The organism is Streptomyces sp. YIM 98790 (genome assembly GCF_011421595.1).
In the GTDB taxonomy this organism is placed as follows: domain Bacteria; phylum Actinomycetota; class Actinomycetes; order Streptomycetales; family Streptomycetaceae; genus Streptomyces.
In genome coordinates this window covers 15,182-28,746 of record NZ_WTLH01000069.1, presented here as the reverse complement: position 1 = coordinate 28,746, position 13,565 = coordinate 15,182, and the positions used below count along the sequence as shown (strand labels likewise).

General features: G+C 74.8%; 12 protein-coding genes and 1 pseudogene. 5 read left to right on the top strand and 8 right to left on the bottom strand.

The window, feature by feature from the left end; all coding sequences use genetic code 11:
• The coding region (locus GQS09_RS13955) for a TerD family protein (protein ID WP_165986369.1) at positions 1 to 724 on the top strand (724 nt) is incomplete at its 5' end.
• On the opposite strand, the gene GQS09_RS13950 is transcribed toward GQS09_RS13955, so the two are convergent.
• From GQS09_RS13950 to GQS09_RS13915, 8 genes and pseudogenes are all read right to left on the bottom strand, one after another.
• Positions 711 to 1,079 (bottom strand): hypothetical protein, encoded by a 369-nt coding sequence (locus tag GQS09_RS13950; protein WP_313896133.1) that lies wholly within the window; start codon positions 1,077 to 1,079, stop codon positions 711 to 713. The genes GQS09_RS13955 and GQS09_RS13950 overlap by 14 nt on opposite strands.
• A gap of 213 nt (positions 1,080 to 1,292) precedes the next feature.
• Positions 1,293 to 1,586 (bottom strand): DUF6480 family protein, encoded by a 294-nt coding sequence (locus tag GQS09_RS28615; RefSeq protein WP_207957808.1) that lies wholly within the window; start codon positions 1,584 to 1,586, stop codon positions 1,293 to 1,295.
• Positions 1,583 to 1,951, bottom strand: a complete 369-nt coding sequence (locus tag GQS09_RS13940; RefSeq protein ID WP_243761403.1) for a hypothetical protein — start codon at positions 1,949 to 1,951, stop codon at positions 1,583 to 1,585. The genes GQS09_RS28615 and GQS09_RS13940 overlap by 4 nt, the downstream gene beginning before the upstream one ends.
• Before the next feature lie 45 nt (positions 1,952 to 1,996).
• Positions 1,997 to 3,899: pseudogene (locus GQS09_RS13935) on the bottom strand (thiamine pyrophosphate-dependent enzyme).
• A gap of 49 nt (positions 3,900 to 3,948) precedes the next feature.
• The gene (locus GQS09_RS13930; protein WP_165986368.1) at positions 3,949 to 4,929 is read right to left on the bottom strand and encodes a TIGR03557 family F420-dependent LLM class oxidoreductase; all 981 of its coding nucleotides are present in this window, start codon (positions 4,927 to 4,929) and stop codon (positions 3,949 to 3,951) included.
• Between the two features lie 163 nt (positions 4,930 to 5,092).
• Positions 5,093 to 5,482, bottom strand: a complete 390-nt coding sequence (locus tag GQS09_RS13925) for a DUF2267 domain-containing protein (RefSeq protein WP_165986367.1) — start codon at positions 5,480 to 5,482, stop codon at positions 5,093 to 5,095.
• Positions 5,483 to 5,699: 217 nt separating this feature from the next.
• On the bottom strand, positions 5,700 to 6,119 hold the full coding sequence (locus GQS09_RS13920) for an Hsp20/alpha crystallin family protein (protein WP_165986374.1): 420 nt from the start codon (positions 6,117 to 6,119) through the stop codon (positions 5,700 to 5,702).
• Between the two features lie 210 nt (positions 6,120 to 6,329).
• Positions 6,330 to 7,424 (bottom strand): NAD-dependent epimerase/dehydratase family protein, encoded by a 1,095-nt coding sequence (locus GQS09_RS13915; RefSeq protein WP_165986366.1) that lies wholly within the window; start codon positions 7,422 to 7,424, stop codon positions 6,330 to 6,332.
• A gap of 359 nt (positions 7,425 to 7,783) precedes the next feature.
• On the opposite strand from GQS09_RS13915, the gene GQS09_RS13910 reads away from it, so the two are divergent.
• The 4 genes from GQS09_RS13910 to GQS09_RS13895 all read left to right on the top strand — a co-directional run bounded on the left by GQS09_RS13910 (position 7,784) and on the right by GQS09_RS13895 (position 13,550).
• Complete coding sequence (locus tag GQS09_RS13910; RefSeq protein WP_165986365.1) at positions 7,784 to 8,638, top strand: SigB/SigF/SigG family RNA polymerase sigma factor; 855 nt, start codon at positions 7,784 to 7,786, stop codon at positions 8,636 to 8,638.
• A 52-nt stretch (positions 8,639 to 8,690) separates the two neighbouring features.
• Positions 8,691 to 9,953, top strand: a complete 1,263-nt coding sequence (locus GQS09_RS30685) for a peptidoglycan DD-metalloendopeptidase family protein (protein ID WP_165986364.1) — start codon at positions 8,691 to 8,693, stop codon at positions 9,951 to 9,953.
• A 262-nt stretch (positions 9,954 to 10,215) separates the two neighbouring features.
• A complete protein-coding gene (locus GQS09_RS13900) occupies positions 10,216 to 12,504 on the top strand; it encodes an MMPL family transporter (protein ID WP_207957807.1) in 2,289 nt (762 codons plus the stop codon).
• Positions 12,504 to 13,550 carry an NAD(P)-dependent alcohol dehydrogenase gene (locus GQS09_RS13895; protein ID WP_313896132.1) on the top strand — a complete coding sequence of 349 codons (1,047 nt, stop codon included), beginning with the start codon at positions 12,504 to 12,506 and terminating at the stop codon, positions 13,548 to 13,550. The genes GQS09_RS13900 and GQS09_RS13895 overlap by 1 nt, the downstream gene beginning before the upstream one ends.
• Positions 13,551 to 13,565: the final 15 nt, after the last annotated feature.

The window sequence follows — 13,565 nt, the reverse complement described above, 5'->3', positions numbered from 1 at the left end:
CGGCGTGCCGGGCGGCGCGGCCCGCGGCGGGGGGCGCGACTACGCGCCGACCACCGTCGACCCGCGGCTGGCCGTGCTGACGCCGCCGGTCGGCAGCACGGTGCCGCTTCCGGAGTCGCAGCTGCTGCCCGGGGCCCGGCAGGCCGAGCGGCCCGGGTCACCGCGCGAGGGGGTGCTGCGGCCGGGCCAGAAGTCCGGGCCGCTGCCGCAGGACGCGGAACGGCTCACCGTCCGCCTCACCTGGAGCGCGGACCCCGGCCTGGCGGTGCAGCCGGAGGTGGACGCCAGCGTCTTCGTGGTGGGCAGCGGCGGCGAGGTGCTGAGCGATCTGCACTTCGTCTTCTACAACAACGTGGGTGCGCCCGATCAGAGCGTGTGGCTGGACGAGCCGGAGCCGGGAGCCACCGAGCGCCGGGTGGGGGTGAGCATCCCGCTGCTGGCGGTGGAGGCGGAGCGGGTGGTGCTGGCGCTGTCCATCCACGCCGCCCAGGAGCGGGGGCACGACACCGGGCTGCTGCGCCGGCTCACGGTCCGGGTGTGTGACGCGGAGAGCGGCGCGGAACTGTGCGGCTACCGGGTGCCGGCGGGCGCGCCGGACGCCTCGGCGATGACGGTGGGGGAGCTGTACCGGGGGCCCGGCGGGTGGGGCTTCCACGCGGTGACCTGCGGCTACCTGGGCGGCCTGCTGGAGATCGCGCAGACCCACGGCATCAACGCCGGCTGACGCCGCCGCCTCCGCCGCCGCCTCCGCCGCTGCCCCGTTCACGGCGGAGGCGCCGCACGATCACGGCCAGGTCGATACCGGCCAGCGCAGTCACCGCCGCGCCGATGATGGTGAGCACCCGCAGATCCTCGGGGCTCGGCGTGTCCCCGGCGTCGCTGGTCAGCCACCACACCAGGAACACGATGGTGAGGAAGAGGAAGACCGGGACGAAGATCAGCGACAGCAGCAGCCGCAGGCCCAGGGCGCTCTGCGCGGTGATCGGTTCGTCCCCGGTGCGCGGGAACCGCCGCCCCAGCATTCCCGACCGCGACCGCGGCACACCCTGCTTCCCCCGCTCCTCGTCACCGTTGGCCACGGCAGTCCTCCTCTGCGTCCTTCTGGCGTCCCCCGCGTCCCCCGGCGTCCGTCTCCGTTGCTCCGTGGTCCTCTCCGCCCCCGCCGCGCCCGGACCAGCGCCCGCAGCGCCCCGGGGCACGGACCGGGACACGGAACGGACCGGGCGCGGTTTTCCTCCCCGTCCCGTCGCCGCCCCGTCCCCGGGTCCGGCTCGCCCCGCCGGCCGTCCGGCTCAGCCGGTGATGATGACGATGGCGTAGGCGATGAAGAACGCCACGAACGACGCGGCGAGAAGAACGATCAGCAGCAGCGGCACCGGGCCCCAGCCCCGGGTGGGGTTGTGGGACTCGTAGGGGCCGGTCTCCGACATGCTGCCCTCGGCCGGGGGCGTCTCGCCCGGCCTGAGGTTCCCCGCGCCGTCCCAGGCGGGGGGCGGTTCGGGGGTGGCCGGCCGGTCCGGCGCGGCCGGGGTGGCGCCGTCGCGACGGCGGCGGCCGTGGCGGGGTTCTGCGTGGTGGTGCGTCATGGGATGCGGTCATCTCCCTTGGGCTTGCCCCACTGCCGGGGATTGCCGTGCGGCGGGGCGGAGAACGGCTGCGGTGAGGTGCCCGGTTCGACCGGCGAGCCGGTGCGCGTGGCATCGGCGTGCCCGGGCCGGCCCTCGCCGCCCGGGGTGGGGGTGGCGCCCGCCTGCAGGTCTGCCAGACGTACGGACAGCAGCCGCACCACGGCCGGGCGGTCGGCGTGCGCACGCTCGTAGGCCAGCAGCTTCTCCAGCTCGCCCTCACCGAGCGAGCGGATGCGGTGCTCCAGTTCGCCCGGGGTGAGCTGGTCGTACCCCGGGATCGGGAGCTCGTCGCGGCCGGGCGGCTCGTTGGGAGGCATGTTCATGGGCCCCGGGTACCCCTCGGGTGATCCGGAAACCGCGCCCGGTTCTCAGCCGCGTCCGCCGCCGCTGCTGCCGCTGCCGCCGCTGCCGCCGCCGCTGGGGAGGATGTCCTGGAGGCGGGCGCGCAGGCCGCGCCGGGCCGGCTCCGCCCCCGGCCGGTCCCGGCCCCGGCCGTCGGCCTCGGCCGCCGGGCGGCCGCCCGGACCGGTGGCGGACTCCAGCTCCTCCCAGCCGGCGGAGGGCGGGAGCGGCGGCACCGCGGGGTCGGTGAGGAACTCCACGACCGCCGGCCCGTGCGCGGCCAGCGCCTCCCGCCAGCCGTCCGCCACCTGTTCCGGCTTCTCCACCCGGATGCCGGTCAGCCCCAGCGTGCGGGCGAAGGAGGCCATCGAGACGTCCGGGAGGTCCCGTGCGGGCCGGAACGGGGGCGCGCCGGAGGCGGCCCGCATCTCCCAGGTCACCTGGTTGAGCTCCCGGTTGTTCAAGACCGCGACGACCAGCCGCTGGTTCTCCCACGCCCAGTGGTACGTGGCGGCGGTGATCAGCTCGTTCATGCCGCCGGCCTGCATGGCGCCGTCCCCGGCCAGNGCCGGCCTGCATGGCGCCGTCCCCGGCCAGGGCGATCACCGGCCGGTCCGGGTGGGCGAACTTGGCGCCGACGGCGTAGGGCAGGGCGCGGCCCGTGGCGGCGGGCGTGCCGGAGAGCGAGGCCCGCATCCGTCCCCGCATCCGCACATGCCGGGCGAACCAGGTGGTGACGGAGACCGAGTCGACGGTGACGATGGCGTCCGGCGGCAGCAGCGGGTCCAGGCAGTGCGCCACATACTGCGGGTTCACCGGGTCGCCGGGCTGCTCGGCCTGCCGGGCCAGCGCCCGGTACCAGTGTTCGACCGAGTCCGCCACCCGCCGCTGCCAGGCCCGGGCCTCCTCGTGGGCCTTCTTGTCGCGGCGCAGCAGCGGCAGAAGCGCCCGCAGGGTGTCGCGTGCGCCGCCCACCAGGTTGACCTCGAAGGGGTAGTGCATGCCCACCATGCGGGGGTCCGCATCGATCTGGATACCGCGGGCGTGCCGGGCATCGGGCAGGAATGCGCCGTGGGGCAGGCGGGAGCCGATGACCAGCAGGGTGTCGCAGTCCCGCATCAGCTCCCAGGACGGCCGGGTGCCGAGCGGGCCGACGGTTCCTGTCACATAGGGCAGGGTGTCGGGCAGTACGTCCTTGCCGAGCAGGGCCTTGGCCACGCCCGCGTGCAGCGCGGCGGCCAGCTCCTCGATCTCGGCGCGGGCTCCGGAGGCGCCCTGTCCGACCAGGATCGCGGTGCGGCGGCCCGCGTTGAGGACGGCCGCGGCCCGGGACAGCGCGTCCGGTTCGGGCACGGTGGTCCAGGCGGTCAGGTCCCGGCTGGACGGGACGGTGCCGGGCGGGTGCGCGGGCGGCTCCCAGGGCAGTTCCTGGACATCGGCGGGGAGGATCACGGCGGTGGGCGCGTGCCGGGCCCAGGCGGTGCGCAGGGCCCGGTCCAGCACCTGCGGGAGCTGCTCCGGGACGGTGACGGTCTCCACGTAGCCGGAGGCCGCGTCCTTGAACAGGGTGTGCAGGTCGGGCTCCTGCCGGTGGGCGCCGCCCGCGGAGCGGCGGGCGGCCGCGCCGGCCAGCGCCACCGCCGGCACATGGTCCAGCCGGGCGTCGTAGAGGCCGGGCAGCAGGCGTACCGCGCCGGGGCCGCCGGCGGCGCACACCCCGGGGGCGCCGCTGACCCGGGCGTGGCCGACGGCCTGGAGGGCGGCTGCCTCCTCGTGACGGGCCTGCACGAACCGTGGTTCGTTCTCGGCCCGGCCCCAGGCGGCGAGCAGGCCGCCGAGGGAGTCGCCCGGGTAGCCGAACACCGCCTCGACGCCCCAGTCGCGCAGCCGGGACAGCACCTGGTCGGCGACCGTGGGACTGGTTCTCATGAGGGCTCGCCTCCTCGGCGAGGGCCGCGGTCGCGGCCGGGGCGCTGGATCAGCGGGGGAGCTGGGGGAGGACCTTGGTGCGGTACAGCTCGAAGAAGCCGCGCAGGTCCGGGCCGATCTGGGCCATCATGACGGCGTCGTAGCCGGCCTCGGCGGCGGCGGTCAGCGAGCGGATGTGCTCCTCGGGGTCGTCGCCCAGCGGCATCGGCCCGTTGCGCACGTGCTCCTCGGTGACCAGCTGGGTGGCCTGCTCGAAGAAGGTGGGGGTGGGCAGCACGGAGCCCAGCTCCCCGGGCAGGAAGCTGTTGGGCCAGCGGCGCAGCACGGTGCGCACCGCGTTGTCCCGGTCGGTGTCGTAGGCGCACTTCAGGCCGGTGAAGGACGGCTTGTCCCCGCCGCCGTGCTCGCGGAAGCGGCTGAGCATCCCGGCCTCGGGGCCGGTGTTGATGTAGCCGTCGCCGATCCGGGCGGCCAGGTCGGTGGCGACCGGTCCGTAGCCGGAGATGTCGATCGGCACGGGCTGCTCCGGGCGGGTGTACAGGCGGGCGTTCTCCACGGTGTAGTGCCTGCCGCGGTGGGTGATCTCCTTGCCGGTGAACAGCTTGCGGATGACCTCGACGGCCTCCTCCAGCATCTCCAGCCGGACCGGGGCGGTGGGCCAGGCGGTGCCGAGGATGTGCTCGTTGAGGGCCTCGCCGCTGCCCACGCCGAGCCGGAACCGGCCCTGGAGCTGCACCGCGGCGGTGGCCGCGGCCTGGGCCACCACGGCCGGGTGGATGCGGATCGTGGGGCAGGTCACGGCGGTCTGCACGGGCAGGGAGGTGACCTCGGAGAGGGCGCCGATGACCGACCACACGAAGGGGCTGTTGCCCTGCTCGTCGTTCCAGGGGTGGTAGTGGTCGGAGATCCACAGCCAGTCGAAGCCGGCCGCCTCGGCCATCCGCGCCTGTTCGGTCAGCTCGCGGGGTCCGTAGTCCTCGCAGGACAGGACGTATCCGTAGGACTTCTGGCGGGTGCTGGGCGCGGTCATGGAGCCGGTCCTCCTTCTTCGGGGGTTTCGCGGGCTCTGCGGCGCGCGGACGCGATCGTGTCGCGCGCCGGGTAACCGCGCCCCGGCACGGAAAACCCCGGTGGGCCGCGACCCGCCCGGCGGGCCGCGGCCCACCGGGGCGGTGGACGGGCGGGGCGGGCGGTCAGACGAGCTGGGCGCGGCCGAAGAGGAGGGCGTATCCCTCGGGGAGGTGGTCGATGATCCGGTCGGTCAGCTCGTCGCCGGCGAGCTGGGCCACGGTGCTGAGGACCGAGCTGACGTCCCAGCGGGCGGTGTCGTGCCCGGCTCCGCCCAGCCGGAGGGCGACGTTCTCGACGAATTCGGCGCCGCGCAGCGGCCGGGTCGCCGCGACCTGGCCGGTCAGTACGCGGGCCGCCTCCTCGGGGAGGCGGGCGGCGAGTGCGGCGCGGTCGGCGTCGCCGAGGTGCCCGCCGAGGGCGGACAGCACGATCCGGGTGACCCGTTCGGCTTCCCGGGTGGTGGGGTACTGCCCGTACTCGCGTACCTGTTCGATGCATTCACTCCACCGCATGCGTTGCTGCTCCTTCGCTCCAGGCCGCCGGGGAAAGGGGGCGGTACGGGGGGGAGAGGGACGAAAACCATAGGGGGTCGGAAGTGGTCACAAAGGGTGAAGAGGTGGGGAAGGCGGGGGAAGGGAGGGGTGGAGCCCGGGGGCCTGAGCGGCGCCGACCACACGGTGTCCGCCGCCGCTCAGGCCCCGCTCAGGTGCGGGCCGGGTCCGGGACCGGTCAGGCGCTGAGCTGCTTGCGCTCCCCGCCGCCGACGACGATCTTGCGGGGCTTGGCGTGCTCCGCGATCGGCAGCCGGAGGGTCAGGACGCCGTTGTCGTACCGGGCGTCGATGCGTTCGGTGTCCAGCGAGTCGCCGAGGAAGAGCTGGCGGCTGAACTGCCCGGTGGGCCGCTCTCCGGCGATGACCTCGATGTCCGTGCCCGCCGTGGGGCGGCGTTCGGCGCGGACCGTCAGGACGTTCCGCTCGACGTCGATGTCGATGGACTCCGGAGTCACGCCCGGAAGGTCGAACTCGACGACGAAGGTGTCGCCGGACCGGTAGGCGTCCATGGGCATCACGGCCGACTGCGGCCGGGCCCCGAGGACCTGCTGTGCCAGCCGGTCGAACTCACGGAATGGATCGGTGCGCATGAGCATCACGAGTCATCTCCCTTCGCTGTGCGGACCTGGGTGATGCTCCACGTCTCATTTATCTACCTCGCACCGAGAAAATTGACAAGTTGCGACTCAACTTTGTGGAGCGTGAGGTGTGCCGGGGCTCGCCGAGGACGGGTAGGGGGAGCCATGGGCACTGGTCGGCCGGGGTGCGGGCCCGCCAGGAGCGCCGTGGCGCGCCGCGGGCGGCCGTCAGGGGCGGCTGCCGACGCCGGTGGCGAACTCGTCGAGGCGGCCATGGGGGAGACGCGGGGCCAGCGGCGGGGTGTCCATGCCAGTACCCCGGCGCATGCCCTCCAGGAAGGCGTCCAGCGTCTGCTCGGCGCTGTGCCGCGGCGACCAGCCCAGCTCGTTGGCGGCCCGGGTGCAGTCCAGCAGCGGCACCCGCATCAGCAGGTCGAACAGGTGCGGCGAGGCCGGCGTGAGATGGCTGTGCCAGCCCGCCGCCACCGCCGCCCGCAGTACCGGACGCGGCATCCGCACCGCGCGCGAGCCCAGCAGCCGGGCCAGCAGGGCGGCGTCCACCGAGGGCTCGGCGGCCAGATTGAACGCGCCCTGCACCGGCAGCGTCACCGCCAGCCGGTACGCCTCGGCCGCGTCCGTGCTGTGCAGCACCTGGAAGCGCATGCCCGGCACATCCGGCACCAGCGGCACCGCGCCGGGCCGCAGCAGCCGGTTGGGCAGCAGCGGCCCCGCGAAGATGCGGCGCTGCTGCATGGCGGACTCCGGCTTGAAGATAAAACCGGGCCGCATCCGCACCACCCGGGCGTCGGTGTTGTCCCGCTCGAAGATGTCCAGCAGCCGCTCCGCATACGCCTTCTCGCGGCTGTAGGCGGCCTGCGGCCAGCCGTGGGTGGGCCAGGTCTCGGCCACCGGGCTGTGCTTCGGCCCGGGGGAGTAGGCGCCCACCGAGGAGGCGTACACCAGCGCGGGGACCCGGGCCGCGGCCACCGCCCGGAGCACATGGGCGGTGCCCAGCACATTGGTGCGCCAGGTCAGTGCGGGATCGTGAGTGGGCTGGATCAGCCAGGCCAGGTGCACCACCGCGTCCGCGCCCTGGAAGTGCTCGGTGAGCTCCTGCTCCGCCCGGTCGCCCACGCCGATGTCCACGGCCGCCCAGGAGGTCTTGGCCACCGGCCAGTCCGCGGGTTCCCGGCGGGCCAGGCCCAGCACCGATTCCACGGTGGCGTCCGCCGACAGGGCGCGCACCAGGCTGCTGCCCACATTCCCCGTGGCTCCCACCACCACGACCCGCTGGCCGCGGGCGGCGCTCCCGGATCCGCTCATCTGCCGTCCCCTTCCGCTCGCTCGCTCTCGCTCGGCTCGGCTTCGCTGCCGCTTCTCGGGTCTCCCCGGGCCGGCCGGGCCGGTGTGCGGGGCGCACGTGGGGGGAGGCGGGGCCGGGTACCCGGGGCCGGCAGGCGGAAACCGTGTCGGCCCGGACCCGCCGCGGCCTGCGGGGATGCCCGCGATTTCCATCGGGCGGCGGCTGCGGGATGCGCTGCGGCTGAATGTGCATACGATGGAAAAACCGGGCGATATCGCACAGGCCATGCCGGCGGCCGTGCGACCGGGCCGGCGGCCCGGCGCCCCCCGATACACCGAGCACCGAGGAATAAACACGCTCCACCTTGGGAGAGAGCGTCATGACCACAAAGGCTCGAACGTCCGGCAAACAACGCGGATCGCATCCACACGATGACGCTCCGGACACATCATGGGAATTGCGGCGGATGGCTTCGCTGCCCGACTGTCCGGAGCGGCGAGAGCTGTGCAACAAGGTCATCTGCGCCTGGATGCCGATGGCCGGGCGCATTGCCCGCAACTTCCGGGACCGGGGCGAGTCGCTGGAGGACCTGGAGCAGGTCGCAGCGCTCGGCCTGGTCAAGGCCGTGACCAGATTCGAACCGGGCCGCGGCTGCGCCTTCGAGAGCTACGCCGTCCCCACGATTGTGGGGGAAGTGAAACGGCATTTCCGGGATCACATGTGGGGCGTCCACGTGCCGCGCCGGACGCAGGAATTGCGGAACCGCGTGCGCTCGGCAATTCAGCAGCTCGACCACCGGGTCGACGACCGCACGCCCAGCGTCCAGGAAATCGCCGATTTCGCCGGCCTCACCTGTGAAGAAGTGAAGACCGGAATGGAGGCGCTGGAGAGCTACCGTCCGCTTTCCCTGAACGCCGAACTCAGCGGCGGCGAGGACGGGTACTCGCTGATGGACACCTTCGGGGTGTCCGAGCCCGGCTATGACCGGGTGCTGTTCCGGGAGGCGGTGAAGCCCCGGCTGCGGGAACTCCCCGAGCGTGAGCGCCGCATCCTGTATCTCCGGTTCTTCAAGGGGATGACCCAGAGCCGGATCGCCCGGCAGATGGGCATCTCGCAGATGCACGTGTCCCGGCTGCTCGCCCGCACCTGCGAGCGCATCCGGGAAGAGGTGGAGGAGGAACGCGGGCGCCAGGGGGAGGGAACCCCCGGCGGCGGGCGTATGTCGTCGGTGTGATGGACGGCGTGTCGCGGGATGAAGGGCGCACGGCCGGGCAAACATCAGGGCCGTGCGCCGCAATCGCCCCGATCACACCACCCTCCCGGCCGCTCCCGCCCACCCCGCAGGCCCCGGCGGTCCTGCCGCCCGCTCCGGCACCCCCGTCACCGTCCTCACCCCTCTCGCCCCGGACGTCTCCGGCCGCACCGGCCGGGCCGTGCGCCGGCCGGCGGCGGTCGCGCTGCCGCTGGCCTGCTGCGCCGTGCTGCTGCTCGCCGGGCCGGCCGCCGCGGCGCCCGCCCCGGACCGCGGCAGCCCCGGGTCGCAGACCCCCGAGGCCATGGCGGAAGAGGTGGAGCGGCTGCGCGAGGAGGCGGCCGAGGCCAGCGAGCGGCACGAGATGCTGCGGCGGCTGGGCGTGCAGCAGCAGCGGGCACTGGGCCGGATGCGGGACGGCCTGGAGGAGGAGCGGGAGCGGGTCCGGCTGCTGCGTGCGATGATCGGGCGGCAGGCCGCCTCCCAGTACCGGGCGGGCGGCGGCACCGGCAGCGGCGAACTCGCCCGGCTGCTGCTGGCCGACACTCCCGAGGACATGCTGGCGGAGGCCCAGCTGGTGGGCCGCGGCGAGCTGGGCGTGCGGCAGCTGCTGGAGGAGACCGAGCGCGCCGAGACGCAGCTCGCCCGCAACGAGGAGACGGCCGGTGCGCTCAGCGACTCGCTGTCCCTCCTGGAGGAGGAGCAGAGCCGGATACTGGCCTCGGTGGCGGAGAAGCTGGCCCGTGCCGAGGAGCGGCTGGCCGAACTGGAGCGCGCCCGCCGCACGGCGCTCGACGGTGCGGACGCGGGCACGCCGGGCGCCTGCGCCGTCTCGCTGAGGGACACCGGCGGCCTGGCCGGGCCGGCCGTGGACACCGAGTGGACCGCCCCGGTCGCGGCCGAGGACTACCGGCTCTCGGCCGGGTACGGGCAGGCCGGGGAACACTGGGCGGACCGGCACACCGGGCAGGACTTCGCGGTGGACAGCGGCACACCCGTGCTGGCGGTCGGCAGCGGCACCGTGGTCGCGGCCGAGTGCGGTGACGGGTTCGGCCACCAGGTGGTCATCCGGCACGACAACGGCTACTACAGCCAGTACGCGCACCTGTCGGTACTGGAGGTGGGGCCGGGCACCCGGGTGGGCACCGGGCAGCGCATCGGGCTGTCCGGGAACACGGGCAACTCCTCCGGACCGCATCTGCACTTCGAGATCCGGCTGACCCCCTACCTCGGTTCCGGCATCGACCCCGTGCCCTGGCTGCGTGACCACGGTGTGACGCTGCCGCCCCCGGGGTGACCGGCGGCCCCCCGCCCCGCCCCGCTCCGTCCCCTCGGCTCCTCGCCCGACCCCCGCCCGCTCTCGTCCTCGCTCCCCCTCTGCGGAAACCGGCATACCCCCCATTCCTCGCCCGGGGTGCCTTGACGGGCCGCCCCGGGCTCCTTCGGGCTCCTTCCGGGCTTGACAGCCTTACAGTGTATGGCGCTACCTTACGCCGTACGGTCATCCACCTTACGCCGTATGGGAGCGGCGGGCCGGACTCGGAAGCGGGGAACCCGACATGCGGATCGCCACCACCACACCCGGACCCACCGGTCCGCCGACGCCCGGCGCCGGGCACCCGCCGGACGGCGGCGGCCTGATGAACCGGCTCGCCCGCCGCATCGGCATGGCGAGCGCCGCCCGGCCCTGGACCACCCTCGGCATCTGGGCCGCGGCGGTCGCCGCCCTGGCCGTCCTCGCCGGAACCGCCGGCGGCAGCTTCACCGAGGACTTCACCGCCCCCGGCAGCGAGAGCGCGCAGGCCATGGACCTGCTCGACGAGCGCTTCCCGGCGGCGGCCGACGCCGGCGCGCTCGCCGTCTTCGCCGCCCCCGAGGGCGAGACCCTGCAGGACCACCGCCAGGCGGTGACCGCCGCCGTGGCCCGCATCGCCGAGGTGGACCGGGTCGGCGACGTGGCCGACCCGTTCACCGCCGGCACCCTCGCCCCCGGCGGCCGCGTCGGCTACGCGCCGATCACCTTCGACGCGCCCGCCCCCGACCTCGGCCCCGAGCCCTTCCACCGGCTCGGCACCGCCCTGGACCCGGCCCGTGACGCCGGCCTCACCGCCGAGCTCGGCGGCGACGCCGCCTTCATCAACGCCGAGGTGGAGACCTCCGGCGCGGAGGCGGCCGGCCTGCTCGCCGCCCTGGTGATCCTGCTGGTGGCGTTCGGCACGGTGGTGGCCGCCGTGGTCCCGGTCGCCCTGGCCCTGCTGGTGGTCGGCACCGGCGCCGCCGGCATCCTGGTGCTCGCCGCCGTGCTGGACACCTCCGAGGCCGCCCTCAGCATCGGCATCATGATCGGCCTCGGCGTCGGCATCGACTACGCCCTGTTCGTCGTGGCCCGGTACCGCGAACAGCGCACCGCCGGCCGGGACAACCGGGAAGCGCTCGCCACCGCCATGGGCTCCGCCGGATCGGCCGTGGTGTTCGCCGGCGGCACCGTGATGCTCGCCATGGCCGCCCTGCTGATCACCGGGGTCGGCATCATGGTGTCGATAGGCATCGCCACCTCGATGGTGGTCCTGGTGGCGGTCGGCACCGCCCTCACCGTGCTGCCCGCCGTGCTCACCCTGCTCGGCGACCGCATCGACGCCGGCCGGCTCCCCGGCCGCCGCCGTCGCGGCGCTCCCGCCCGCCCCGCCCGCCCCGCCGAGCGGACCCTCTGGTGGCGTTTCGCCCACCGCGTGGCCGCCCGGCCGCGCCGGTATCTGTTCGCCGCCTCCGTCCTGCTGGTGGTGCTCGCCGCGCCGTCGCTGCGCATGGACACCGGCTTCCCCGACGCCGGGGACGACCCGGTCAGCACCAGCCACCGCCGCGCCTACGACCTGCTGGCCGACGGCTTCGGCCCCGGCTTCAACGGCCCGCTGCTCGTCGTCGCCGACCTGGCGGCGGAGGGCGGCCCGGACGAGGCGGGACTGCCCGCCCTGGCCGCGCGGATCGCCGCCGACCCGGGCATCGCCTCCGTCGGCGAACCCCTCACCGGCCCGGACGGCGGCATCGCCGTGCTCACCGCCGTGCCCGTCACCGGGCCCGCCGACCCGGCCACCTCCGCCACCATCGAGCGGCTGCGCGAGCTGACGCCGGACGGGGTCCTGCTCACCGGCCTGACCGCCATGACCGACGACCTCACCACCCAGCTCGACGACAGCCTGCCGCTGTTCCTCGGCGCCATCCTGCTGACCTCGTTCCTGCTGCTGATGGCGGTGTTCCGGTCGGTGCTGGTGCCGCTGAAGGCGGTGCTGCTGAACCTGCTGTCGATCGGCGCCGCCTACGGCGTGGTGGTCGCCGTCTTCCAGTGGGGCTGGGCGGCCGGACTGCTGGGCGTCGAGGAGGGCATGACCATCCCCTCCCCGATGCCCGCCATCATGTTCGCGGTGCTGTTCGGCCTCTCCATGGACTACGAGGTGTTCCTGCTCTCCCGCATCCGCGAGGAGTACACGGCAGGCGGGGACAGCACCGAGTCCGTGGCCCGGGGCATCGCCGCCACCGGGCGGCTCATCACCTCCGCCGCGCTCATCATGATGGCCGTGTTCCTGGCCTTCGTGGCCAACCCCTCCCCGTTCGCCGCCATGATGGGGCTCGGCCTGGCCACCGCCATCGCCCTGGACGCCACCGTGGTCCGGCTGATGCTGGTGCCCGCCGTCATGGCCCTGCTCGGCCGCGCCAACTGGTGGCTGCCGCGCGTCCTGGACCGCGCGCTGCCCCGCATCGGCCCCGAGGCCGCGGCACCGGCGCCCGCCGGCCCCTCCCGGCCCGCCCCGCCGCAGCCGTCCCTGACCGCCGCATCCCCCGGAGAGCAGTGATGAACCCGACCGACGGACCGGAACCCGCCGAGGCCGCCCCGCACAGCGCCGGCGACACCACCATGAAGGCATGGACCTGGGACCGCTACGGCTCCCCCGACGTGCTGCGCCTGCGTCTCACCACCGTCCCGCGCCCCGGCCCCGGCGAGGTGCTGGTGCGGGTGCGGGCCGGCTCGGTCAACCCCTACGACTGGCGCCATCTGCGCGCCGACCCCGCCCTGGTCCGGCTCAGCGCGGGTCTGCGCCGGCCCCGGCCCGGCCTGGTGCTGGGCGCCGACCTGGCCGGGGTGGTGGACAGCGTGGGCTCCGGGGTCACCGGCTTCCGCCCCGGCGATGAGGTCTTCGGCGAGGTCACCCTGGGTGCCTTCGCCGAGGCGGTCGCCGTCCCGGCGGCGACCCTGGCGGCCAAACCGGCCGGGATCTCCTTCGCCGAGGCGGCGGCCCTGCCCATGGCCGGGCTGACCGCCCTCCAGGGCCTGCGCGACGCCGGGCGGCTCACCGCCGGGCAGCGCGTGCTGATCACCGGCGCGGCCGGCGGCGTCGGCACCTTCGCGGTCCAGCTCGCCAAGGTGTGGGGCGCCGAGGTCACCGCCGTGGCCTCCCCGGACGCCGCCGGACTGCTCCGCTCCCTCGGCGCCGACGAGGTCATCGACCGCACCCGGGAGGACTTCACCGACCGCGGCCCGCGCTGGGACCTGCTGCTGGACAACGTGGGCGACCGGCCGCCGGCCCGCTGCCGGCGCGCCCTGGCCCCCGGCGGCACCCTGGTGATGGTCGGCGGCATCTCCGGGCACGGCGGCCGGCTGCTCGGCCCCGCGACCCAGGTGCTGCGCGGCATGCTCGCCGGGCGTTTCGTCCGCCGCCACCGGATCACCGCGGTCCGCATGCGGCCCGGGGCCGAGGACCTGGCCCTGCTGGCCGGGCTGGCCGACGACAAGCGGGTGGTGCCCGTCATCGACCGCGGCTACGGCTTCGGGGAGCTGCCCGAGGCCCTCCGCCACCTGGAGCGCCGCCACGCCCGCGGCAAGGTCGTCCTCACCCTGTGACCAGCCCTGCGGCCG